We start from the raw sequence: 24,269 nt of genomic DNA, 5'->3' as shown, positions 1-24,269 counted from the left end.
TCAGCGCACGATCCGCAGGGTGCGCCCCGTGGCGACGTAGAGGGCGCGGCCGTCGGGGGCCACGGCGACGTCGGCGGCGAGCCCGTCCCCGGCGATCCGGGCGACCGTGCCCAGGGTGCCCGGGTCGACGACGGTCACCGTGCCGGTGGTCGGGTCCAGCGCGTGGACCAGGCCCGCGGCGGTGCCCAGCCGGACCGCGTCGAGGTCGGGCCGTTCGGCGCGGACCGCACCGTCCGGGCCGATCAGACGGAGTCCCCCGACGCCGTCGACGTTCCCGGCCCGGGCCACCAGCGCGGCCCCGTCCGGTCCGGGAACGAGGTCGAGGACGTCCTCGGGGGCCGGGACACCGGGGCCGATCACCGTCCACGGTGGACCGAGGGTCTCGATGCGGCCACCTCCCGGGGACGCGCCGGCGACGAGCACGCCACTGTCCGCCGCGGCGACCGCGAGCGGCCGGGCGGCCGGGTCCGCGGTGCCGAGCGGCCGCAGGGTCGCCGCATCGAAGGCGACCACCCGGGGTCCGCGCGGGTCACTGACGACGACCGTCCCTCCGGCGACCGCGACGTCCGGGGGCCGCACGATGTCCGCGCCGGCGCTCCCCGCGCCGACGTCGGCGGTACCGGTCACCGCGAGGTTCCGCGTGTCCACCGCGACGACCCGGACCGGGGTGCTGCTCAGCGCCGTGTACAGCCGGGTCCCGTCCGGGGACAGCGCGAGCGCGGCGGGGAACCGGCCCACCTCGACCCGGCCCACCGTGGCGCCTGCGGTGTCGAGCACGGTCACCGTGCCGCCCTCGGGATCGGCCACGTAGACCCGGCCCACCCCGGCGACGACCCGCCCGGCGGTGTGCGGCAGCGCGACGACCGGCCCGGCCACCGACGGCGGCGGGACGGGCGCGGTCGCCGCCGGTCCGTTGCCGGGTGCCGCCGGATCGAGCCCCGGACCGAGCCCCGGATCGAGCCCCGGACCGAGCCCCGGGGCGAGGCCCGGGCCGGGACTGCCGGCCTCCGCCGGCCCCGCCGACCCGGCCGACGTCGCGGTCCCGTCGAGCCCCGGGCCGGGTCCGATGCGCTCGGCGAGCCACGGGCCGAGCAGTACCGCGCCCGTCCCTGCCACCACCGCGACCAGCGCGGCAGCCACCGCCACCCGTGTCCCACCGCGCCGGCGGACCCGCCCGAGCAGCTCCGCGGCGGACGGCCGTGTCCCCGGGGCGCGCCGCAGGCACTCCGCCGCCATCGCGCGCCACGGCTCGGGGGTCGTGCCCAGCTCGGGTGCCTCGTGCAGCAGCCGGTACAGCACGGCGGGAACCGTGTCGCCGGCGTACGGCGGTGCGCCGGTCGCGGCGAGGACCAGCACCGCACCGAACGCGTGGACGTCGGCGGCCGGGCCCGGTTCGGCGCTGCCGTCGGCCTGCTCGGGCGCCATGTAGGCCGGGGTCCCCAGGGTGGCCCCGGTCCGGGTCATCCGGGTGTCCCCGGACGCGTGCGCGATCCCGAAGTCGACGACCATCGGCCCGCGCGGGGTGAGGACGACGTTGGCCGGCTTGAGGTCGCGGTGCGCCAGACCGGCCCGGTGCATCGCGGCCAGCGCGCGCAGCAGGCCCGTCGCCAGCCGGGCGAGCTCCCGCCCGCGCAGCGGCCCGCCGTCGCGCACCCGTCGTTCCAGGGTGGGGCCGGCCAGCAGCGTGGTCGCCACCCACGGCGGATCACCGTCGGGGTCGGCGTCGACGACCTGTGCGGTGTAGCGCGACGGCATGCGGCGCGCGGCCTCCACCTCCCGCCGGAACCGTGCCCGGAAACCCGGGTCGGCCGCGTGCTCGGTACGGACCAGCTTCAGCGCGACCCGGCGGCCGCGGGCGTCGACGGCCTCGTGCACCCGGCCGCCGGCACCCGCCCCCAGCAACCGTCCCACCCGGTAGTCCCCGACGGTGGCGGGCGACGCGGCGTCACTCATGCCGGGAGCCTGGCACGGGCCGGCGCCGGGCCGGATGCGTACCTCCACCGAACCCGCGGGCCGGCGTCCGGGCGCAGCACCGGGTCTTGCGGCCCGGCCGATCGTATGGCTCCCTGGTCAGGAGGACAGCCCTTCCGGACCGTCCTGCGGACGACACCGGTGGCGGCGCGGCGACGGGGCTGTGGGAGGCACATGAGCATGCTCGAGAACGCCACGATCGCACCGGAGGCGAAGAGGTGGCTGTGCGAGCCGTGCGGGTTCATCTACGACCCGGAGGAGGGGGACCCGGACAGCGGCATCCCCCCGGGGACGCCGTTCGAGGACATCCCGGACGACTGGATGTGCCCCATCTGCGGCGCCACCAAAGCAGACTTCCGAGAGCTGGAACCCGACGAGGACTTCCCAGGAATGTGATGACGTGACCATGATCGCCGGATACGCCCATTTCGTGCAGCTCGCCGAGTCGCTGCAGTGGGACGAGACGGACCTCGACCTCACCGCCGACCGCGCGGCCTGGCCAGAGCTGACCGACGACGAGCAGGCCACCGTCCGGGGCCTGATCGCCGGCTTCGTGATCGCCGAGACGTCGGTGGCCGGACAGCTCGGCTCCTACCAGGCGGCCGCGCGGGACGACTCGATGGAGGCGACCTTCCGGGCCCAGGCCCGTGACGAGGCGCGGCACGCCCGCTTCTTCGATCTCGTCGCCGCGGAGGTCCTCGGCGTCCCGGGGGCGAACCCGGCGCAACGACAGGACGTCCTTCGTGGCTACGTCAGTTCCGAGCTCGTCGACCTGTTCGAGCACCGCCTCCCGGCGACCGCGCGGCAGCTCGCCGAGGACCACACGAGCCTGACCGGTGCGGTCGGGCTCTACCACATGGTGATCGAGGGCGTGGTCCTCCTCGCCGGGCAGCAGGCGATGCTGGACACGCTCGGGGGGCTGTCCCGCGAGCTCCCGGGGGTGCGCAAGGGGATGGAGCTGGTCCTGCGCGACGAGCGCTGGCACATCGGGTTCGGCTCGCGCGTGGTCCAGGGCGCCGAGCTCGGTGCGGAGCAGGCGGACGGACTGCTCGAGCAGGGCGAGACCGCTGCGAAGGTGTGGGGGGATCTGATCTCCTCGGACGCGATCGAGAGCGCCGTGCGGCAGCACCGGCGCAGGCTCAAGGCCGCCGGCATCAAGTTCTGGTGAGCCCGGCCGCCCAGCGACCGGATCGGCAGGGCCCGCCCCGGTCGCCGGGCCCTGCCTCCGCGGTGCCCGATGACGCCCGCACCTCTCCGCCCGGGAAACGACTCCGACGAAACACGTGTTTCTCCGACGGGCCCGCGGAAACACCTGTTTCAATCCTCCCGCTCGGCCGGTGACCGGCGAGGAATGCCGCGACGCACCCTCTCCGCCCGTTCCTCGAGCGGCCGCCGGGGCGGTGCCCGCACCGGCCGGACCCGCGCACGGACGATCACCGTCAGCACGAACCCCGCACGTCACGACCGTCGAACGAGGCATGACGCCCTCGTCACCACGACGCCGTGGCGACGAGGGCGAACCGTCTCGTCACAGAAATCCCGACACACGGCCGAGCAGTACCGCCACAATTATAGAAATGCAGTGAATGGGTCCGCCCGGGCGTCACGACCGGTCGCCAGAATTGCGTCGCCGTGATCGTCGGGAATTGTTCCGCGCCCACCGCCGCCGCCGGCTCCGCGACAGGTGCCGGACACTCCGGACAGGCGGGCCACCGCCCCGGCCCGCGGCCCCGGCCTCACCTGCCGACACCGGTCCGGCCACCGCAGCGCCGCTGACCAGCAAGATCACGACACCATCGCCGGCGCACGCGAGCGGACCGGCCGGCGTCCGGCCGAGCGGCGACGGAACCCCGGCCCTCGAGCACCCCGCCCACCACCCGGGTGACCCTTCCGAAGAATCGGCACGAGACCGGACTTGACGTCCCATGAACACGGTGTGAAAGTGATCACGCGTAGCCGGCCGACAATTCGTGCTCGGGAGGATTTGCCAATGACGACGACACAAAGTGAACGTGAGGCGGAGTACGCCGCGGCAGGCCTGGACGGCCAGAACCGGACGGCGCTCGGCCGGTTGCTGGGGACCGGCCGCATCGGATACGTCGAGGAGGACGCCGACGGCACGATGCGCGCCGACATCCGGATCCCCGAGGACTACCTCTGCTACGACCCCGGGATCCTGATCCTCCCGCACGGCGGCAACCTCGTGCTCACCTTCTACAACGACGACAAGAACACCCACTGCGCGGTGCTGCCCAACAACGGCGACCCGAAGTTCATCTGGCTGGTGAACCACGCGAAGGGGACGGCCTCGCTCACCCTGGATGGTCCCGGCACCTACTGGTACGGCTCCGCCAGCGGCAACGACGAGGGCCGCGGCCTGACCGGTGCCATCGTCATCGGCGGAGAAGTGCCGGACTCCGCCAAGCTCGACCGTCCCGCGCAGCCGCGTCCGTAGGAAGGAGCACCAGATGACCGACTACGTCGACGCCGGCGAGGCCATCCCGTTCGCCCAGCTCAGCAACGTCAAGGGAAGCGCCCCGGCCACCACGAACGTGGACTACGAGCGCATCAAGGCCGCGACCTCGGAGCCCGAGAACTGGCTCACCTACTACGGCACCTACGACGGTCAGCGGCACAGCACGCTCGACCAGATCAACAAGGACACCGTCCGGCGCCTGAGCCCGGCGTGGGTGTTCCAGGCCGGCGCCGTCGGCATGCAGTCCGGCGCGTCGACCTACTCCTTCGAGGCCTCGCCGCTCGTCGTCGAGGGCATCATGTACGTCTCCGGCCCGGACGGCCGGGTCTGGGCCATCGACGCGAAGACCGGCGAGGAGCTCTGGCGGTACAAGGCCAACTCCCCGTACGACGTCTCGCTGTGCTGCGGGAACGTGAACCGGGGCGTGGCCGTCGGGCACGGCAAGGTCTACATGTACACGCTCAACGCCCACCTCATCGCGCTCGATGCGACGACCGGCGTGAAGATCTGGGACACCGTCAACGGTGACGTGCGGGCCGGAGAGAGCGGGTCGGCCGCGCCGCTGATCGCCAAGGACATGGTCATCATCGGGAGCGCCGGCGGGGAGTTCGGGGTCCGCGGCCACCTGGACGCGTTCGACGCGGAGACCGGCGAGCGTCGCTGGCGCCGCTACATGGTCCCCAAGCCCGGTGAGCCCGGGTCCGAGACCTGGCCGGACGACGGCGAGGCGTGGCAGCGCGGCGGTGGGAACTGCTGGGTCACCCCCACCTACGACCCGGAGCTGGAGCTCCTGTACCAGGGGACGGGCAACCCGGCGCCGGACTTCGACGGCGCCGTGCGCCCCGGCGACAACCTCTACACCGACAGCACCGTCGCGGTGGACGTGAACACCGGCGAGATCCGCTGGCACTACCAGTTCACCCCGCACGACCTGTGGGACTACGACTCCACGATGGAGAACCTCCTGTTCGACGCCCCAGACGGGCGCAAGCTGCTCGCGCACGCGGACAAGAACGGTTACTTCTTCGTCCTGGACCGGACCAACGGCGAGCTGGTCCGCGTGTTCCCCTTCGTCGACCGGATCACCTGGGGTGAGATCGCCCCGGACGGGACGGTCACGCCCAAGGTCTATCCCGACGAGGAGGGCGTCCCGGTGCACTTCTGGCCGGGGCCGGCCGGGGGCAAGGAATGGACGCACATGTCCTACAACCCCCGGACCGGACTGATCTACATCCCGGTCCAGGAGGTCGGCGCGACCGCCACCCGCCGGCGCCGTGAGTTCAAGGAGAGCATCCCGTACTGGGGTGCGGGCGTCGCCGTGGACATCGAGGACTTCTACGGGTTCGTCAGTGCCGTCGACCCGCTCACCGGCGAGGAGAAGTGGCGCTGGCGCAACGAGTACCCGATGTGCGCCTCGACGCTGACGACGGCGGGCGGGCTGGTGTTCCAGGGCACGCCGACGGGCGAGCTGGTCGCCCTGGACGCCGACACCGGCGAGAAGCTCTGGTCGTTCCAGTGCGGCAGCGGGCATCACTCGAGCCCCAGCACGTTCAGCGTGGACGGTCGCCAGTACATCGCGGTACCGACCGGCTGGGGCGGCTGGATCGAGGGGTTCCTGCCCGGCCTGCTCGGGGCCGCCGCGGGCGACGCGCTGTTCTGCTTCGCCCTGCCGGAGGACTAGACCCCCGTCGTCCACACCACCGCGGACCACCGCAGAAGGGAGGTGAACGCCCGTGGAGTCGACCACCGTGTGGGAGGCACCCGAGTTCGAGGAGATCGGTTGCGCGCCCGAGGTGACCATGTACATCGCCCGCACCGAGGCGTGACCCGCTGACATCCAGGGGCGCCGGACGGCCTGTCCGTCCGGCGCCCCTGCGGTGTCCGGCGACGAAGGAGGAGCATGAGACTGCAGGTACTGGGATCGGCCGCCGGCGGGGGTTTCCCGCAGTGGAACTGCGGCTGTCCGGGCTGCCGGGCGGTACGCGACGGCACCCGGCCCGCGACACCCCGTACCCAGTCGTCGATCGCGATCACCGCCGGGGACGGCTGGTGGCTGGTCAACGCCTCCCCCGACGTACGCACCCAGCTCGCCGCCACGCCCGCCCTGCACCCCACCGGGGACCGCACCACCCCGCTGCGGGGCGTGCTGCTCACCGACGCCGAGATCGACCACTCGCTCGGCCTGGTCCTGCTGCGCGAGGGCGGCGGGGTGCACCTGCACGCCACCGCGGCCACCGAACGGACGCTGCGCACGGGCACCGGACTGCTGCCCACCCTCGAGAAGTTCTGCCCGGTGACCTGGACCCCTGTGGAGACCGGGGTGGAGACCGCGCTGGGGGCCGGACTGACCTACCGGGCTTTCGACGTCCCCACCGGGAAGCACGACCGGTTCGGGACCGAGAGGAGCGCAGGCGGAACGAGCATCGGCACCGGGAGCGCCGGCGGGCGGGTGGTCGGGTACCGGTTCACCGACACGGCCACCGGCCGGGCCGCCGTGTACCTGCCCGGGGTGCAGGAGCTGACCCCCGCGGTGCTCGACGAGATCGGTGGCGCCGAGCTGCTGCTCGTCGACGGCACCACCTGGCACGACGACGAGCTGGTACGCCTCGGGCTCGCGGCGAAGACCGCGCACGAGATGGGACACCTGCACGTCGGCGGGCCGGGTGGCAGTCTGGAGGTGCTCGGTCGGCTGGGCCTGCGCCGGGTCGTGTACCTGCACGTCAACAACACCAACCCGATCCTGCTGGACGACTCCGACGAGCGCGCCGAGGTCGAGAAGGCCGGGTTCGAGGTGGCCACCGACGGCCTGGAGCTGGAGGTCTGACCGTGACCGCACTGACCGATCGTGCCGGGGCACCGGCCGGCGAGCTGGTGGACCGCCTGCGCGCGCACGCCCGGGACTACCACAGCGAGCACCCGTTCCATCTGCGGATGAACGCCGGAACCCTGACCCCCGACCAGATCCGCTCGTGGGTCGCGAACCGGTTCGCCTACCAGGAGGCCATCCCGCTCAAGGACGCCGCGATCCTCTCGAACTGTCCGGAAGTAGAGGTTCGGCGCCGCTGGATCCGGCGGATCACCGACCACGACGGCACGCCCGAGGACGGCGAGCACAGCGGCGGCATCGAGGCGTGGCTGCGGCTCGGGGAGGCGTGCGGGCTCACCCGCGCGGAGATCCTCGATCACCGCCACCTGCAGCCGGGCGTCCGGTTCGCCGTCGACGCCTACGTCACCTTCGCCCGCACGAAACCGTGGGTCGAGGCGGTCGCGTCGTCGCTCACCGAGCTGTTCGCCCCGGGCCTGATGGCCGAGCGGCTCGCGGCGTTCGAGAAGTACTACACCTGGATCGAGCCCGGCGGGCTGCAGTACTTCCGCAACCGGTTGTTCCAGGCCCCGCGGGACTCCGAGCACGCGTTGGAGGTCGTCGTCGAGCACTGCCGGACCGACCGGGAGCAGGACGCCGCGGTGGCGGCGCTGTCCTTCAAGTGCGACGTCCTGTGGGCCATCATGGATGGGATCGACCATGCCCACACGTGACGCCACCGGCGCCGCCGCCGTCCCCGGGCCGCGGCGCGCGACGGGAGGCACCGCGCAACGTGGTACGCCGGGGGGTGTGATGCGCGAGATCCGCGGGGACACCCGCCCCCGGCTGGGACACCACGTCCGGATGCGACCGGACCGGGCGACCGGCGGCCACGTCCTGCTCGGGCCGGAGACCGTCGTCGTGCTCAACCAGACCGGACACGCGGTGCTGCGGCTCTGCGACGGAGAGCGGACCGTCGACCAGATCGTCGCCTCGCTGGTCGACGGGTTCGAGGGCGCCGACGAGCCGACGGTCCGCGAGCAGGTCCACGACTACCTGACCCGGCTCGCGCGACGGAACCTGGTGACCCTGTGACGGGCGCCGGAGCCGTGCCGCCGGCCGTGCCCCGCCCGTTCGGGCTGCTCGCCGAGCTCACCTACCGCTGCCCACTGGCCTGCGCGTACTGCTCCAACCCGATCGAGCTGGACCGGTACGACGACGAGCTCTCCACCGCCGAGTGGCAACGTGTGTTCACCGAGGCCGCCGAGCTCGGCGTGCTGCAGTGCCACCTGTCCGGCGGAGAACCGTTGCTGCGCCGGGACCTGCCCGAGCTGGCCCGGACCGCGAACGAGCTCGGCATGTACACGAACCTGGTCACCAGCGCGATCGGTCTGACCCGGTCCCGGGCCGAACGCCTGCGGGAGGCCGGTCTCGACCACGTGCAGGTCAGCGTGCAGGCCGACGAACCCGCCACCGCGGACCGGATCGCCGGCATCCCGTCGTTCGCCCGCAAGCTCGACGCCTGCCGGCTGGTCCGTGAGCTCGGCTGGCCGCTGACCGTCAACGTGGTGCTGCACCGGCAGAACATCGACCGGGTCTCCGAGATCCTGGACCTGGTCGAGGAGCTGCAGGCCGACCGGGTGGAGCTGGCGAACACCCAGTACTACGGCTGGGCGTGGAAGAACCGGACGGCGCTGCTGCCCTCACGCGAGCAGCTCGACCGGGCCGAGGAGATCGTCACCACGGCCCGGGAGCGGTTGCGTGGCCGGATGGAGGTCGTGCACGTCCTGCCGGACTACTACAGCCGCTACCCGAAACCGTGCATGGGCGGCTGGGCACAACGACAGCTGACCGTCACGCCGGACGGCAGTGCACTCCCCTGCCCCGCGGCGCAGACCCTGCCGCTGCCGCGGGCCTCGGTACGGGAGTCGTCCGTGGCGGACATCTGGACCGGTCATCCGCTGTTCACCGCCTACCGCGGTGACGGGTGGATGCAGGAACCGTGCCGGACCTGCGACCTGCGGGAGACCGACTTCGGCGGGTGCCGCTGCCAGGCGTTCCAGCTGACCGGCGACGCGGCCGCAACCGACCCGGTCTGCCACCTGTCGCCCGACCACCACCTCGTCGAGAACGCGGTGGAGCGGGCGAACCGGCCGGTCCCGGTGGACGTGGAACTCGTGCCGCGGCTGCGCCACCTGTGAGCGGAGAGCAGGGCCGTGGCCCTGCTCCCCGCCCGCGGGCGGGGTAGCCGGTTAGTCGTCGTCGGCGGGGACCACGCCGAACACGACGAAGCTCACGATCCAGTACAGGACGTAGGCGGCCAGCAGGACGATCCCGTGCCACCGCCGCAGCTGCCCGGTCCACAGTGCATAGGTCGAGAACCCGATCAACGCGACGAGGGCGGGCAGATGCCAGACGAAGACGTCCTCGGTCACCTCGATCGAGCCGCCGGCCAGCACGATGATGCCGAGCTTGGCGGTCACCGAGAACACGACCGAGCCGATGACGTTGCCGATGCCGATCAGCGGCGCGCCGCGGCGGGCGGGCTCGACGGTGAGGAAGATGTCCTCGAGCGTCAGCACCAGGGTCGCGATGGTCGCGCCGAACACGGTCCCGACGATCCCGAAGTCCTCCAGGATGCCCTCGGTGCCCTCGGCCATCACCCAGGCACCGATGACCAGGCCGACCAGCGACAGGAACGCGAGCCCGAGCAGCGCCCAGCCGGGCAGGTGCCGCTTGGACGTGATCGGGATGTCGCCGGTGTGGGAGAGGTCGTCGGACTGGGTGCCGGTGCCGCCGCGGGCATTCCCGGCGCCTTCCATCACCTCGGCGTCACGGAACATCGGGGCGGCCCGGGTCCGTTCCCGCACCGCCACATAGGCCACGAACGCGACGAACAGCGCGATCAGCAGGATCGAGAGACCGACGCCGACCTCACCGACGAACGCCAGCCCCACCAGGACGAGCGGGGACAGCGCGAAGATCACCAGGTAGTCGCGGGGGACGTTGATCCGGCACGGCACGATCACCGCGGCCAGCGCCAGCACCACCCCGACCATCGAGATGACGGTTCCGAAGACGACGCCGAGCGCGACGTCCTCCATCCCCTCCAGGTTCAGCGCCACGCCGAAGACGAGGTCGTCGAACTCGATTCCCGTGAAGATCACCGCGAGCAGGAAGACGGATATCGCGAGACCGCGGGCGGCCCCGACCAGATATGTGATGAGCTTTTCCGCGCTGTAGATCAACAGCGCGGCACCAGCGGCAAAAATGAGGATCGACATCATCGTCGGTCGCGGCCTCCTCGTCGCCGGACCGGCCCGGACCAGCGCGAACGCGATCGGCGAAACTCGTTACGTACAGGATGGTGGCGCCACGAATCCGGAGTCGCCCGGCCGGTATCGCAGCGGAGCCATATGCTCCCAAACATGTGTTACGGATGACAGAGTTGATTTTCGGTACACTTCGGAGCACGATGTCCGGTTCGTCGTGATCGGGACCACACAGTCGTCCGTGGACGTCCGATTCGGACACCGGTCCGGGTCAGCGCAGCTGCGGCACGTCCCAGAACGCGTACGCGGACCCGCCGGGACCCGCGGGCACCGGCGGTGCGGACCCCGCCAACCGGTGCAGGTAGTCGATGATCCCGCGTCCGACGCGGCGGCGCTCGTCCTCGTCCGGCCCCGCGACGACGATCTGCCCGGCGTCCCCGCCGGGCTCCGGCACGGTGTCGACCGCCAGGGCGTTCCCGCCGCCGTCGACGGCCAGCGGCCACCAGCCCGGGTCCCAGTACCGGGCGCGCACCGGGTCGCCGTCGCGGACCGTGACGTGGTCGTGCCCGACGGCGTCGATGACGTCCAGCCAGCCGCCGTACTGCACGGCCGCCTCGGCCACCGGCAGCATCCGGTAGGTCGCCGGGAACAGGCTGGTCACCCGTTCCGGTAGGGGGCCGGCCGCCGAGCGGTGGTCGTCCCACTGGCCGTCGCAGACCCGGTAGAGCGCGCGCAGCTCGGGCGGGAACGGCCTGCCGAACGTCGTCTCGGCGGCGGCGACGGCACCCGGATCGGCCGGCGGTCGCGCGTTCGCCGATGCGGGGAACCCGGCGGCGTCGAGAGCGGCCAGCCAGGCGGCCCAGGCTGCGGAGACGGCGGAGTCGGTCACACCACGCAGCCTGGCACGATCCGGACGGCGGGCCGGCCGACCCGGGGACGACCGGCGCGGCCCGATCCGCGAGCGGCCCGTCCCGCACGCGGGGCCAGGGTCCGGCGTGTCCCGGCCGGGCGGCTCTGGCAGGGTCGCGCGGGACAGCCGACCGAGGGTCGGGCATCCCCTCCACTGGGAGCACCATCGTGACCGCACCGCAGAAGCCCGCCGTCGAGATCGTCGACGGCCCGCTGCCGACCGAACTGGTGACCGAGGACCTGTCCGTCGGCGACGGCCAGGAGGCCAAGCCCGGCGACAACGTCGCCGTACACTACGTGGGCGTGTCCCAGTCCACCGGGCGCGAGTTCGACAACTCCTACGACCGCGGCCAGCCGCTGCGCTTCGGCCTGGGTGCCGGCCAGGTCATCTCCGGCTGGGACACCGGCGTCACCGGCATGAAGATCGGCGGCCGCCGGCGGCTGGTCATCCCGCCGCACCTCGGCTACGGCGCCCGCGGCGCGGGCGGCGTCATCGCCCCGAACGAGACGCTGATCTTCGTCGTCGACCTGGTCGGCGTGGGCTGAGCGGAGCCCGCGAGCGGGACCACCGATGCCGAGCTCGCTGCTGCTGATCTCCGACACCCACTTCCCCGCCCGGGGGGCCGCCCACGACGGCGGCCTCCCCGGGCCGGTCTGGGACGCGGTGGACGCCGCCGACGTCGTCGTGCACGCCGGCGACTGGTGTACCGCCGAGCTGCTCGACCGCCTCGAGGCACGGGCGACGCGGCTGGTCGCCTGCTGGGGTAACAACGACGGCGCCGACCTGCGCGCCCGGCTGCCGGAGACCGCCCGGGTGACGATCGACGGCGTCCGGGTCGCCGTCACCCACGAGACCGGCGCCACGCAGGGCCGGGAGCAGCGGGCGCTGCGGGCGCACCCGGACACCGACCTGCTGGTCTTCGGGCACTCGCACATTCCCTGGGACTCCCGGGCCGACGGTCTGCGCCTGCTCAACCCGGGCTCGCCGACCGACCGGCGCCGGATGCCGACCCACACCTGGGTGACGCTCACGCTGGACGACGGCCGGATCGGCGACGTCGTCCTGCACCACCTGGAGCCGGCCGGCAGGGCCTAGTAGACCGTCGCATCTAATTGTTGGGGTAGAGGTGGCGGAGCTTGATGCGGGCGTCGGTGGTGGTGAATTGCCAGTTGACCTGACGGTGGTCGGTGTTGGTGGCGTCTTGCCAGGCGGCGAGTTCGGTGTTGAGGGTGTCGATGTCGGTGATGCGCCGGTCGAGGCACTGGCGGGTGAGAGCTGAAAGTTCGATCTCGGCGATGTTGAGCCAGGAGCCGTGGCGGGGCGTGTGGTGGATCTCCAGTCGTTGTGCCAAGGCAAAGGCCGTGGAGGGTTCGAACGCTTCGTAGAGAGAGCCGACTCCGTGGGTGTTGAGGTTGTCCATGACCAGCACGACGGTGTCGGCGTCGGGGTAGTCGTGGGTGAGCAGGTGCTGCACCTGACGGGCCCAGTCGATCTTGGTTCGGCGTGGTTGAGCGTCGACGCGGCGCCAGCCGCGTAGGGGTTCGGCCCAGACGAAGATCGAGCAGGTGCCGTTGCGGACGTACTCGCTGTCCTCTTTGCGGTCGTGACCGGGCTCGGCGGGGATCGGCTCGCGGACCTGCCCTAGCAGCTGGTAGGGCTTCTCGTCCATGCACACCACCGGTCGGCGGGGGTCATAGGGGCGGGCGTAGACAGCCAGGACGTCTTCCATCCGAGCGGCGAACTCGGCGCTGGCGTGCGGTGGGATCGTCCAGCACTTCTTCAGATGAGGACGCAGTTTCGTTTTTTTAACACTCGGCCGATGGTGGAGTGATCCAGATCGGGCAGGTCGGCGACCAGGGCGACCTGACGCTCGAGCAAGCGCAGCGACCAGCGTGTATAGCCCTGCGGTGGGCTCGAGCAGGCCAGTGCGATCAACCGGGCCTCGACCTCGCCGGTCACGATCGGCGCTACCGGCGGTGTCTCACGCGGCTTGCGGCCGATCGTGGCCAGCACGTCGCCGTCGGTCTCGTCGAACCGTTTCGCGATCGACCGGACCGTGTTTTGGGAGACCCCGACCCGATCCGCGACCATCGACCGAGCGTCCACCGGGCCGACGTTCTCGTCCAGCTCCAGCAGTACCCGAGCACGGATGATCATCCGCGCCGGATGCGTGCCGGTCACGGTCAGCTTGGACAGGAACTCGCGATCAGCAGCCGACAGGCCGATCGTGAACACCTTCGGACGAGCCATCGTCTGGGCATCCTCTCAACACGAGCAACATGATGAGAGGCTCATACACCAGATAGCGATAGTTTTAGCGGCGACACGCTACTAGTCGCGCGGCGGGGACGGCACGTGGTGGTCGCCCTTCTCGTCCTCGGCCGCGAGCCGCGCAGCCTCCTCCTTGCTCCGGGCCAGCGGCGGCGCGGTGATCGCGCTGCCCTGCTCGGCCAGCTCCGGCTTGATCCGGACGGCGACGAGGCTCGTGATCGTGGTGATCGCCAGGACACCGACGATGACGCCCAGCGACAGCCCGATCCCGATGTCCGGCACGGGCAGCGGCTCGCCACCGTTGAGGAACGGCAGGTCGTTCTCGTGCAGGGCGTGCAGGGCGAGCTTGACGCCGATGAACGCCAGCAGGACGGCCAGGCCGTAGGACAGGAAGACCAGCTTGTTGAGCAGGCCGCCGAGCAGGAAGTAGAGCTGGCGCAGCCCCATCAGCGCGAACGCGTTCGCGGTGAAGACCAGGTACGGCTCCTGGGTCAGCCCGAAGATCGCCGGGATCGAGTCCAGCGCGAACATGATGTCGGTGACGCCGATCGCGATCATCACGATCAGCATCGGGGTGAGCCAGCGCTTGCCGTCGATCTTCACGATGGTCTTCGCGCCCTGGTAGTCGTCGGTGACCGGGAAGACCTTGCGCACCCACCGCAGGAGCCGGCCCTCCTCCCACTCCTCGTCCTCGCCGCCCGCGGCCTGCTTGACCAGCGAGATCGCGGTGTAGATCAGGAACGCCGCGAACAGGTAGAAGACCCAGCTGAAGCGCTCGATCACCGCGGCCCCGGCGGCGATGAAGATGCTGCGCATCAGCAGCGCGATCACGATGCCGACGAGCAGGACCCGGTGCTGGTGGATCACCGGCACCTTGAACGCGGACATGATGATCAGGAAGACGAACAGGTTGTCGACCGAGAGCGAGTACTCGGTGAGGTAGCCGGCGAAGAACTCACCGGCGACGGTGCCGCCGGCGACGAACCAGAGGCCGATCCCGAACGCGACCGCGAGACTCACGTAGAAGACGACCCAGCGGGTCACCTCGCCGAGGGTGACGGCGTGCGGCTTGTGGTCGTTCAGCCAGAGGTCCGCGCCGATGACGACGACGAACCCGGCGATCGTGACCAGCCAGACCCACAGGGGTACGTTCACGACACTTCCTCCAGCCCAGGGGAGCATTCATGGCCCGAGGTCTCTCCCGCCACGGCATCCCCGGTGCTCGGACGCCCGGCGTGTGGCCGGTGGTGCCGGGTACGACCGGGAACCACGCTCCCGCCGTGACCGTGCTGACGACACCACCGCGATCGGGATACTCCCCTGCGGTTCGGTTGCATTCTCGCCGTCGCACGGTTGCGTGGCGACAAGGGGTGGCCGACCACACGTCCAGTTACCCGATCGGCGGTACCGATCGTCCGGTTCGTCCCCATTTGGGCGCTCGGGCGGGGCGCGGGCGCAGGCTGCCGCCGACCTGCGTAGTTTCGATCTGGTGCACGTGCGCCCCCGGGCCCGCTGGGTCCCCGCTCCGCTGATCGCGCTGCTGGTCGTCGGCCTGCTGATCCCGTTCGCTCCCGCCGCGGCCGCCGCGACGGGCGAGGACGGCGGGCCCGTCGTCGTCAGCGAGGAGCAGGTCGCGGTCCCGGCCGGTCCCGGTGAGCCGGGGACGATCGGGCTCGACACCTCGCTGTACGTCCCGGCATCCGCGACCGCCGGTGCTCCGGCGCCCGCGGTGCTCGTCGCGCACGGTTTCGGCGGCACCAAGCAGTCCGTGGACCGCGACGCGCGCGAGCTCGCCAATCGGGGTTACGTGGTGCAGACCTGGACGGCCCGCGGGTTCGGCGCCTCCGGTGGCTCCATCGGGCTGAACGACCCGGACCGGGAGGTCGCCGACGCGTCCCGGCTGCTCGACCGGCTCGCCGAGCGTCCCGAGGTGCAGCGCGACGCCGACGGCGATCCGCGGGCCGGCGTGACCGGTGGGTCCTACGGCGGCGGGCTCGCCCTGCTGCTCGCCGGGTACGACACCCGGGTCGACGCGATCGTGCCGACGATCACCTGGAACGACCTCGGACAGGCGCTGTTCCCCAACAACGCGGTTCCGGCCGGGACCGCGTTGCCCGACACCCCCGCCGCGGGTGCGAACGCGCCGGACGGGGTGTTCAAGAGCGGCTGGGCCGGGGTGTTCTTCGGTTCCGGCGGCCGGGTCGCCGGCGGCGGCGCCGGCCCGTCGTCCGAGGGCGACGACGAGTCCGGAGCGGGCGGTTCCGGCGGCGGTCTCGGCGGGTCTGGCAGCGGCGCGGAGGGTGCCGGCTCCGGTGCGAGCGGGGCGGGCGCCGATGCGACCGGGTCCGGTGCGAGCGGGGCGGGCGGTGCGGCCGGGTCCGGCGCCGTCGCGGCCGGGCCGAATACCGGGACAGCCGGGGCCGGGCCGGGTGCCGAGGCCGGGCCGGGTACCGAGGCCGGGCCGGGTACCGGGGCCCCGGCCGCCCTAGCCCCGGGGCGGCAGCTGACCTGCGGCCGGTTCGCGCCCGACATCTGCGCCGCCTACACCGAGGTGGCCCGGACCGGTCGCCTCTCCCCCGCACTGGCCGAGCTGTTGCGCCGGTCCTCCCCCGCGACCGTCACCGAGCGGATCACCGCACCGACCCTGCTGGTCCAGGGCGAGCAGGACACCCTGTTCGGACTCGACCAGGCCGATGCCAACGCCCGCCAGATCGCCGCAGGCAGCACTCCGGTCTCGATGCTCTGGTTCGCCGGCGGGCACGACGGCTCGGGCCCCGACTCCGCGGTCCGGGCCCGGATCGGCGACTGGTTCGACCAGCACCTGCGCGGACTGCCTGCCGCCGACGGCGAGACCGGTTCACTGGCGGCGACCCCGTTCGCCTACCAGGTGCGCAGCAACGTCCGCTCCCGCGGGGACACCCCGACCGGGCGCACCGTGCTCGCCGAGGGCTACCCCGGCCTCACCGCCGCGCCGGTCGCCGCCACCCCCGTGCCGTTGTCCGGCGGGGAGCAGGTCGTCGTGCACCCGCCGGGCGGCAACCCGGCCGCCATCACCTCGCTGCCCGGCCTCGGCTCGGCGCTCGGCTCGCTGGGCTCACTCGGGTCACTGTCCGGGCTCGCCGCGCCGGGCCAGTCGGCACGGTTCGTCTCCGAGCCGGTCGCCGAGGCGATGCAGCCCTCCGGCGCCCCCCAGGTCACGGCCCGGATCTCCCGGGTCCCCGGCCAGCCCGCGCCGGAGACGGCGGTGCTGTTCGCATCGGTCACCGCGCTGTCGCCGGACGGGCGCAGCACGCTGCTCGGCAACGCCGTCGCGCCGCTGCGGGTCACCGTCCCCGCCGACGGCAGCCCGGCCGAGACGACCGTGACCCTGCCCGGCGTCGTCGCCGCGGTGCCCGCGGACAGCCGGCTGCTCGTCCAGCTCTCGACGACCGACCAGGGCTTCGACTCCGGCACGGACCCGGCCGTGTGGCGGATCGGGCTCGCCGAGGACCCGGTGCTGTCGGTCCCCCAGGTCCCGGGTCGCACCGAGTCCGCCGGGACCGTCCCGCTCTGGCCGTTGCTGGGCATCGCAGGCGTGCTCGCCGCCGCGCTGGTGGCCTGGCTGGTGGGCCGGGCGTGGGCGCGCCGGGCCGACCCGGACGACCTGTCCCCCACCGGCGACGCGCTCCCGCTGGAGGTGAGCGCGCTGGCCAAGACCTACCGCAACGGTTTCCGCGCCGTGTCCGACGTGTCCTTCACCGTCCCCCGCGGCGCGGTGCTCGGCCTGCTCGGCCCGAACGGCGCAGGCAAGACCACCGTGCTGCGCATGCTGATGGGGCTGATCTCGCCGACGTCCGGGGAGATGCGGGCCTTCGGCAGGCCGATCAGGCCGGGAACCGCGGTGCTGTCCCGGATCGGCGCGTTCGTCGAAGGTCCCGGGTTCCTGCCGCACCTGTCCGGCGCGGAGAACCTGCGGCTGTACTGGCAGGCGACCGGGCGGCCCGCCAACCAGGCGCGGATGAACGAGACACTGGAGATCGCCGGGCTCGGCGACTCGGTGCACCGCAAGGTCGGGACGTACTCGCAGGGCATGCGGCAGCGGCTGGCGATCGCGCAGGCGATGCTCGGCCTGCCGGAGCTGCTGATCCTCGACGAGCCCACCAACGGGCTCGACCCGCCCCAGATCCACGCGATGCGGGAGCTGCTGCGGCGCTACGCCTCCGCCGGGCGGACCGTGCTGGTGTCGAGCCACCTGCTGTCCGAGGTGGAGCAGACCTGCACCGACGTCGTCGTCATGCACCGGGGGACGGTCGTCGCCGCCGGCACCGTCGCGGAGCTCACCGCGGCCGGCGGCGGCTCGTCGTTCACCGTCGACGCGACCGGCCGCGCGGCCGAGGTGCTGGCCGGGCTCGAGGGTGTGTCCGACGTGATCACCGGCGACGAGCCGGGCGTGGTGCACGCCCACCTCGACGGCACCGACCGGGCCGACGCGGTCGCCGCGCTGGTCGGTGCGGGGATCTCGGTCAGCGCGGCCGGGCCCCGCGGGCGCCTGGAGGACGCGTTCCTGGAACTGGTCGGCCCGGAGGGTCGTGACGTGAGCGGGGGTGGCTCGTGAGTACCGACGACCGTCAGCTGTCGACCCGGCGGGGACACATCGGTGACCTGGTCGCTGGTGAGGGGGCGCCCCTCGCCGTGCCGGGGCGGACCCTGCCGCTGCGCACCGAGCTGGTCCGCCAGCTGATGCGCAGGCGCACCCAGGTGGCGTTCGCGCTGGTCGTCGCCATGCCGATCATCCTGTGGGCGGCGTTCTCGCTCGGCGAGGACGACGGGCCCGCCGCCGGCCCCAGCCTCGTCGACCTCGCGTCCGGAAGCGCCACGAACTTCGCGGTGTTCACGCTGTTCGCCTCGGCGAGCTTCCTGCTCGTGGTGCTGGTGGCGCTGTTCTTCGGGGACACGGTGGCCGCCGAGGCGTCCTGGTCGTCGCTGCGTTACCTGCTGGCGGTACCGGTGCCCCGGGCCCGGCTGCTCCGGCAGAAGGCGATCGTGGCCGGCCTGCTGTCGGTCGCGGCGTTGCTGCTGCTCCCCGTCGCCTCGCTGGTGGTCGGGGCGATCGCCTACGGCACCGGGGACCTGGTGTCACCGATCGGCGAGTCCCTGCCGTTCTGGACGGCGGTGGGCCGGGTGATGCTCGGGGCGCTCTACGTCGTCGTCCAGCTGAGCTGGGTGGCCGGGCTCGCGCTGCTGCTCTCGGTGAGCACCGACGCCCCGCTGGGCGCGGTCGGTGGCGCGGTGATGGCGTCGATCGTCTCGCAGATCATCGACCAGATCGACGACCTCGGCGTGATCCGGGACTTCCTGCCCACTCATCACGGCGACGCCTGGTCCGCCCTGCTGGCCCGGGACGTCGACTGGGCCGAGATGACCTACGGCGCGTTCTCCGCGGTCTGCTACGCGACCCTGTTCATGGGGCTCGCGGCCTGGCGGTTCACCCGCAAGGACATCACCAGCTGATCAGTCCCGGCGCAGGGCGGCCACTCCGGGCGCGGCCGACTCCCGGACGATCCGGCTCTGCTCCAGGCCGGTCAGGTCCAGCTCGACCTCCGGTGCGATCCGGTACGGGCGGGCCTGCAGGATCCCGCCGAGGTTTCGGCGCAGCCGGGACATCTCGGCCCGCACTGTGACCAGGTGCGCCCGGTCGCCGTAGAGACCCTCGGACAGCGCCGCGGCGTCCAGGCCGGACACGCCGGCCCGCGCGAGCAGGACCAGTACCTCGGCATGCCGGGTCGAGAGCGGGTGCACCCAGCGGGAGCTGCCCTCGACGACGGCGTTCGGCGGCCGCCCGGACAGCTCCAGGCGCAGCCGCATCCGCCGGGATCCACCCGCCTGCGCGGGGCGGAGCAGCCAGCCACCCGGAACCGGTTCCGGCAGGCACGGCCCGAGTCCGTGCACCGCGAGCAGGCGGTCGGCCGACGGTGCCGCGACCCGCTCGACGCCGGGGAGCCCGGTCGCTGCGGCGACCCAGCCGTGGTCGTCGACGACCAGTCCCGGCCCGGCCGTCCCGGCGAGCATCGGTGCGCCGATCGTGCGCAGCGCGTCGAGCCGGGCCTCGTGCCGCTGCCACAACCCGGCCTCGGCGAGCCGGACCGCGGTGTCGACCAGGGCGACCGTCGTCGGGTGGATCGTCTCGGCGGGCCCGGAGAGGTCGACGACGCCGAGCAGCTCGCCACTGCGCGGGTCGTGTACCGGGGCCGCGGTGCAGGTCCAGCCGTGGTGACTGCGCACGAAGTGTTCCGCGGAGAAGATCTGCACCGGCCCGCCCTCGGCGAGCGCGGTACCGATCGCGTTCGTACCGACCGAGCGTTCCGACCAGTCGGCGCCCTCGGTGAAGCCCAGCGCGTCGGCCCGGCGCCGGACCGCGGTGGAGCCCTCCCGCCACAGCAGCACACCGTCGGCGTCGGTCACGACCATGACGTGCCGGGCGTCCTCCGCGACCGACGTCAGCGCCGCGCGCAGCGCGGGAAGCACGGGCACGAGCGGGGACGTGGTACGCCGGTGCTCGACCACGCCCGCGTCGAGCGGGCCGGGTGGGTCGCCGGCATCCGGATCCACCCCTTGGGCCCGTACCCGGTCCCAGGACCGGGCCACGAGCCGGCGCGCCCGGTCGGGGGCGGTGTCACCGGAGAGCACCGCGTCGTGCAGCCGCGAGAGCATGCGCGCGTGCCTGCCGAGGTCGGTGCCCGGTCGCACCGCGCAGATCCTCGCCTGATCCCGGATGTCGTCGTCGGCCACCGGCACCTCCAGATCCCCAGCCTAGATGGTACGGAGACCCGGACCAGGGCTCGCCGGATACGGGGCGGGGCCTACCGGGATGCGCTCACCTGCCGGGCGAGTCCCGGCGAGCGGCTGCCCGCGGCCCACCGGGTCGCCCCGGGCCGCGGGTGACGTACCAGCAGCCCAGACCGAGCGCGACCACGGCGGGGATGACGTAGCTCGCGCCGAGGACCTGGTCGGCGAGGTTCCACTTCATCTCGACGCCCCACACGTTCGGCATCCACCGGAACGGCGCGACGAAGAAGATCACCGTGATCACCGTGCCGAGCACCGCCCACCCGGCCGAGCGGTACCGCAGCGCGTGCGCACCGATCCCGATCAGCGCGGGGACGACCCAGACCCAGTGGTGCGACCAGGCCGTCGGGGTGGCCATCAGGACGACGGCGGCGGTCGCCGAGAGCGCTACGACCGGCGCGGCCCGCCGGATCACCGGGAGCGCCAGCACGAGCAGCACGCCGACGATCACCAGCCACAGCACCGTGAACCAGGGTTCGGAGACCTCCTGGCGGGCCAGTACCGCCTGCACGGTCTCGTTGGAGAAGAACGTCGAGCCGCTCACCCCGGCCGCGGGCCCGCCCACGCCGAACCAGTACCGGTACGACGAGTCCGGATCCACGAGGAACCCGACTCCGGTGGCGACGACACCGGTCGCCACGGCGACACCGGCCGCCTTCCAGTCCCGCCGCACCAGGAAGTACAGCACCAGCCCGCCGGGCGTCAGCTTGATCGCAGCGGCGAGGCCGAGCAGCATGCCGCGGGGCCACCAGGTGCGGGGCGCCAGGCAGTCGACCAGCACCAGCGCCATCAGCACCAGGTTGATCTGCCCGAAGGCGAACGTCTGTGCCACCGGCTCCATGAGCAGCGCGGCGGCCAGCACCGGGACGCCGAGTACGGCGGAGGCCCGCCACCCGCCGGCCGGCCACGCGACCCGGATCGCCAGCGCGATGCAGAGCGCCAGCGACAGCACCGAGGCGACGAACTGGGCGGTGAACGCGACCATGTACGGCACCACGGTCAGCGGGACCATCGTGATCGCCGCGAACGGCGGGTAGATGAACGGCAGCACCGGGCCGTTGATCGGGGGCGGCAGCGTGCCGTACATGTCCCCGCCGGCCAGCCACACCTGCACGCCGAGCCGGTAGATGTCCAGGTCGAGTGCGTAGTTTCCGAGCCGGGTCCACGACCAGTACAGCGCCCCGGCGAGCAGGGGCACCGTCAGCCACAGCGTCGCCCACGTCAGGCTCACCGACCGCAGCCGGGACACCGGCCCGGCACCACGGGTGGCGGGCACGTCCGGATCGGGCGTGGTGCTGGTGACGGTCACACGGGCTCCTCCGCCGCGCGCCGGGGCCGGGGCGGGCTGGTCGGGCTGGTCGAGCCGTACGGCCACGAGGGCGCCGGACGGCCGGGACGGGTGGGATCGGAGCAACACGGTAGCGGGAGGCCCCGCGGCACCCCGCGCGGGCTCACTTCACCCCGGCGGCATCCATTCCGCGCAGCTCCTTCTTCAGATCGGCGATCTCGTCACGCAACCGGGCCGCGAGTTCGAACTGCAGGTCCCGGGCCGCGGTGAGCATCTGGTCGTTCAGCTGCTGGATCAGGTCGGCGAGCTCGGCCCGCGGCATCGCCGCCGTGTCCCGGTCGGTCGCGACCCCCGAGCTGCCGCCGGCGGGCGCCCGGCCGGCCTCGCCCGCGGCGCGCTTGCCGCGGGAGGCGTTGCGACCGGAGCCGCCGACCGGCACCGCCTCGGTGTCCTCGGCCTCCCGGTAGACCTGGTCGAGGATGTCGGCGATCCGCTTGCGCAGCGGCTGCGGGTCGATCCCGCGCTCGGTGTTGTAGGCGACCTGCTTGGCCCGGCGCCGGTCGGTCTCGTCGATGGCGTGGCGCATCGAGTCGGTGATCCGGTCGGCGTACATGTGCACCTGCCCGGACACGTTCCGGGCCGCGCGGCCGATCGTCTGGATCAGCGACGTGCCCGAGCGCAGGAAGCCCTCCTTGTCCGCGTCGAGGATCGCGACCAGCGACACCTCGGGCAGGTCGAGACCCTCGCGGAGCAGGTTGATGCCGACCAGGACGTCGTACTCGCCCGACCGCAGCTGGCGCAGCAGCTCCACCCGGCGCAGCGTGTCCACCTCGGAGTGCAGGTAGCGGACCTTGATACCGAGCTCGAGCAGGTAGTCGGTGAGGTCCTCGGCCATCTTCTTGGTCAGCGTGGTGACCAGCACCCGCTCGTCCTTGTCCGTGCGGTCCCGGATCTCGGCCACCAGGTCGTCGATCTGGCCCTTGGTCGGCTTCACGACGACCTCCGGGTCGACGAGCCCGGTCGGCCGGATGACCTGCTCGACGAACTCACCGCCGGCCCGGTTGAGCTCGTACGGGCCCGGGGTCGCCGACAGGTACACCGTCTGCCCGATCCGGTCGGCGAACTCCTCCCAGGTCAGCGGCCGGTTGTCGACCGCCGACGGGAGCCGGAAGCCGTACTCGACGAGGTTGCGCTTGCGGGACATGTCGCCCTCGTACATACCGCCGATCTGCGGGACCGTGACGTGCGACTCGTCGACGACCAGGAGGAAGTCCTCCGGGAAGTAGTCGATCAGCGTCGCCGGGGCGGTGCCCGCGCCGCGGCCGTCGATGTGCCGCGAGTAGTTCTCGATACCCGAGCAGAACCCGACCTGGCGGATCATCTCGAGGTCGTACTGGGTCCGCATCCGCAGCCGCTGTGCCTCCAGCAGCTTGCCCTGGTTCTCCATCTGCTCGAGCCGCTGCTCCAGCTCGGCCTCGATGTCGCGGACGGCCCGCTCCATCCGCTCCGGGCCCGCCACGTAGTGCGTCGCCGGGAAGATCCGGATCTCGTCGACCTGCTCGACCGTGTCCCCGGTGAGCGGGTTGAGGTGGTAGAGCGCCTCGATCTCGTCGCCGAAGAACTCGATCCGCAGCGCCAGCTCCTGGTACGCCGGGATGATCTCCACGGTGTCCCCGCGCACCCGGAACGTGCCGCGGGAGAACGCCACGTCGTTGCGCGTGTACTGGACGTCGACCAGCAGGCGCAGCAGCCGGTCCCGCTCGACCTCCTCGCCGACCGCGAGCGACACCGACCGGTCCAGGTACGACTGCGGCGTACCCAGGCCGTAGATGCACGACACCGAGGCGACCACCACGACGTCGCGCCGGGACAGCAGGTTCATCGTCGCCGAGTGCCGCAGCCGCTCGACGTCGTCGTTGATCGAGCTGTCCTTCTCGATGTAGGTGTCGGTCTGCGCGATGTAGGCCTCGGGCTGGTAGTAGTCGTAGTACGAGACGAAGTACTCGACGGCGTTGTTCGGCAGCATCTCGCGCAGCTCGTTCGCCAGCTGCGCGGCGAGCGTCTTGTTCGGTGCCATCACGAGCGTCGGGCGCTGTTGCTGCTCGATCAGCCACGCCGTGGTCGCGGACTTGCCGGTCCCGGTGGCGCCCAGCAGCACGATGTCCTGCTCGCCGCCGCGCAGCCGTGAGTCGAGCTCGGCGATCGCGGTGGGCTGGTCACCGGCGGGTTTGAGGTCGCTGACGACCTGGAACCGGCCGTCGCTGCGCTCGATCTCGCCGACCGGGCGGTGCTCGGAGTGCGCCAGCGGCGTGCCGGACGGGGTGGTCCCCGCGTCCGGGTGCGCCTCGGGCTGCACGCGGATCTCCACGTTGCCGCGCACGTCGGCGGCGCTGCCCGGAACCTCGGTCGCGAATGCCATGCCCCCAGGGTACGAGCGACCACCGACGGTTTCG

At 72.4% G+C, this 24,269-nt stretch carries 22 protein-coding genes; 13 read left to right on the top strand and 9 right to left on the bottom strand.

Features of this window, described 5'->3' with window-relative positions:
- Positions 1-1,953 (bottom strand): serine/threonine-protein kinase, encoded by a 1,953-nt coding sequence (locus JOF36_RS15040; protein WP_210027465.1) that lies wholly within the window; start codon positions 1,951-1,953, stop codon positions 1-3.
- Positions 1,954-2,145: 192 nt separating this feature from the next.
- Between JOF36_RS15040 and JOF36_RS15035 the strand changes: the two genes are divergently transcribed.
- The 9 genes from JOF36_RS15035 (at position 2,146) to pqqE (ending at position 9,451) form a co-directional block, all read left to right on the top strand.
- The gene (locus JOF36_RS15035; protein WP_372447381.1) at positions 2,146-2,367 is read left to right on the top strand and encodes a rubredoxin; all 222 of its coding nucleotides are present in this window, start codon (positions 2,146-2,148) and stop codon (positions 2,365-2,367) included.
- A 10-nt stretch (positions 2,368-2,377) separates the two neighbouring features.
- On the top strand, positions 2,378-3,139 hold the full coding sequence (locus tag JOF36_RS15030; RefSeq protein WP_245351979.1) for a ribonucleotide-diphosphate reductase subunit beta: 762 nt from the start codon (positions 2,378-2,380) through the stop codon (positions 3,137-3,139).
- An 822-nt stretch (positions 3,140-3,961) separates the two neighbouring features.
- On the top strand, positions 3,962-4,426 hold the full coding sequence (locus JOF36_RS15025; RefSeq protein ID WP_210027461.1) for an MSMEG_3727 family PQQ-associated protein: 465 nt from the start codon (positions 3,962-3,964) through the stop codon (positions 4,424-4,426).
- Positions 4,427-4,439: 13 nt separating this feature from the next.
- The gene (locus JOF36_RS15020) at positions 4,440-6,128 is read left to right on the top strand and encodes a PQQ-dependent dehydrogenase, methanol/ethanol family (protein ID WP_210027458.1); all 1,689 of its coding nucleotides are present in this window, start codon (positions 4,440-4,442) and stop codon (positions 6,126-6,128) included.
- Positions 6,129-6,180: 52 nt separating this feature from the next.
- Positions 6,181-6,273, top strand: a complete 93-nt coding sequence (gene pqqA, locus JOF36_RS38965) for a pyrroloquinoline quinone precursor peptide PqqA (RefSeq protein WP_210027457.1) — start codon at positions 6,181-6,183, stop codon at positions 6,271-6,273.
- A gap of 74 nt (positions 6,274-6,347) precedes the next feature.
- Positions 6,348-7,271, top strand: coding sequence for a pyrroloquinoline quinone biosynthesis protein PqqB (pqqB, locus tag JOF36_RS15010; protein WP_210027455.1), 924 nt, complete (start codon positions 6,348-6,350; stop codon positions 7,269-7,271).
- A 2-nt stretch (positions 7,272-7,273) separates the two neighbouring features.
- Positions 7,274-7,984, top strand: a complete 711-nt coding sequence (gene pqqC, locus JOF36_RS15005; protein WP_307862384.1) for a pyrroloquinoline-quinone synthase PqqC — start codon at positions 7,274-7,276, stop codon at positions 7,982-7,984.
- Entirely contained in the window at positions 7,971-8,345 is a 375-nt protein-coding gene (gene pqqD, locus JOF36_RS15000; protein ID WP_245350840.1) for a pyrroloquinoline quinone biosynthesis peptide chaperone PqqD, read from the top strand. The genes pqqC and pqqD overlap by 14 nt, the downstream gene beginning before the upstream one ends.
- A 26-nt stretch (positions 8,346-8,371) precedes the next feature.
- Positions 8,372-9,451, top strand: coding sequence for a pyrroloquinoline quinone biosynthesis protein PqqE (pqqE, locus tag JOF36_RS14995; RefSeq protein ID WP_210035657.1), 1,080 nt, complete (start codon positions 8,372-8,374; stop codon positions 9,449-9,451).
- A 51-nt stretch (positions 9,452-9,502) separates the two neighbouring features.
- Here the strand turns inward: pqqE and JOF36_RS14990 are convergent, their stop codons facing one another.
- Together JOF36_RS14990 and JOF36_RS14985 are read right to left on the bottom strand one after the other, a co-directional pair.
- Positions 9,503-10,537 (bottom strand): sodium:calcium antiporter, encoded by a 1,035-nt coding sequence (locus JOF36_RS14990; protein WP_210027453.1) that lies wholly within the window; start codon positions 10,535-10,537, stop codon positions 9,503-9,505.
- 256 nt (positions 10,538-10,793) lie between these two features.
- A complete protein-coding gene (locus JOF36_RS14985) occupies positions 10,794-11,411 on the bottom strand; it encodes an SMI1/KNR4 family protein (RefSeq protein WP_210027452.1) in 618 nt (205 codons plus the stop codon).
- Positions 11,412-11,599: 188 nt separating this feature from the next.
- Between JOF36_RS14985 and JOF36_RS14980 the strand changes: the two genes are divergently transcribed.
- The gene (locus JOF36_RS14980) at positions 11,600-11,977 is read left to right on the top strand and encodes an FKBP-type peptidyl-prolyl cis-trans isomerase (RefSeq protein WP_210027451.1); all 378 of its coding nucleotides are present in this window, start codon (positions 11,600-11,602) and stop codon (positions 11,975-11,977) included.
- A gap of 25 nt (positions 11,978-12,002) precedes the next feature.
- Positions 12,003-12,527, top strand: a complete 525-nt coding sequence (locus tag JOF36_RS14975; protein ID WP_210027450.1) for a metallophosphoesterase family protein — start codon at positions 12,003-12,005, stop codon at positions 12,525-12,527.
- A 13-nt stretch (positions 12,528-12,540) separates the two neighbouring features.
- Here the strand turns inward: JOF36_RS14975 and JOF36_RS14970 are convergent, their stop codons facing one another.
- The 3 genes from JOF36_RS14970 to JOF36_RS14960 all read right to left on the bottom strand — a co-directional run bounded on the left by JOF36_RS14970 (position 12,541) and on the right by JOF36_RS14960 (position 14,858).
- Positions 12,541-13,197: an IS630 family transposase gene (locus JOF36_RS14970; protein WP_307862736.1), complete on the bottom strand. Its 657-nt coding sequence runs from the start codon at positions 13,195-13,197 to the stop codon at positions 12,541-12,543.
- Between the two features lie 14 nt (positions 13,198-13,211).
- Complete coding sequence (locus JOF36_RS14965; protein WP_210024894.1) at positions 13,212-13,682, bottom strand: helix-turn-helix domain-containing protein; 471 nt, start codon at positions 13,680-13,682, stop codon at positions 13,212-13,214.
- An 81-nt stretch (positions 13,683-13,763) separates the two neighbouring features.
- Positions 13,764-14,858: a TerC family protein gene (locus JOF36_RS14960; protein WP_210027449.1), complete on the bottom strand. Its 1,095-nt coding sequence runs from the start codon at positions 14,856-14,858 to the stop codon at positions 13,764-13,766.
- Between the two features lie 331 nt (positions 14,859-15,189).
- On the opposite strand from JOF36_RS14960, the gene JOF36_RS14955 reads away from it, so the two are divergent.
- Together JOF36_RS14955 and JOF36_RS14950 are read left to right on the top strand one after the other, a co-directional pair.
- A complete protein-coding gene (locus tag JOF36_RS14955) occupies positions 15,190-18,297 on the top strand; it encodes an ATP-binding cassette domain-containing protein (RefSeq protein ID WP_210035648.1) in 3,108 nt (1,035 codons plus the stop codon).
- Positions 18,294-19,193 (top strand): ABC transporter permease, encoded by a 900-nt coding sequence (locus tag JOF36_RS14950; RefSeq protein WP_210027448.1) that lies wholly within the window; start codon positions 18,294-18,296, stop codon positions 19,191-19,193. Before JOF36_RS14955 ends, JOF36_RS14950 begins: the two co-directional genes overlap by 4 nt.
- Here JOF36_RS14950 and JOF36_RS14945 read toward each other — a convergent pair whose 3' ends face one another.
- From JOF36_RS14945 to uvrB, 3 genes are all read right to left on the bottom strand, one after another.
- Positions 19,194-20,471: a GAF domain-containing protein gene (locus tag JOF36_RS14945; RefSeq protein WP_210027447.1), complete on the bottom strand. Its 1,278-nt coding sequence runs from the start codon at positions 20,469-20,471 to the stop codon at positions 19,194-19,196.
- Between the two features lie 85 nt (positions 20,472-20,556).
- The gene (locus JOF36_RS14940; protein ID WP_210027445.1) at positions 20,557-21,837 is read right to left on the bottom strand and encodes a glycosyltransferase 87 family protein; all 1,281 of its coding nucleotides are present in this window, start codon (positions 21,835-21,837) and stop codon (positions 20,557-20,559) included.
- A 142-nt stretch (positions 21,838-21,979) separates the two neighbouring features.
- The gene (gene uvrB / locus JOF36_RS14935; protein ID WP_245350838.1) at positions 21,980-24,235 is read right to left on the bottom strand and encodes an excinuclease ABC subunit UvrB; all 2,256 of its coding nucleotides are present in this window, start codon (positions 24,233-24,235) and stop codon (positions 21,980-21,982) included.
- Positions 24,236-24,269: the final 34 nt, after the last annotated feature.

It is taken from the genome of Pseudonocardia parietis (assembly GCF_017876315.1).
Classification (GTDB): Bacteria; Actinomycetota; Actinomycetes; order Mycobacteriales; family Pseudonocardiaceae; genus Pseudonocardia; species Pseudonocardia parietis.
Note: the sequence above shows the minus strand (reverse complement) of the source record. Positions and strands in the feature narration are given on the sequence as shown.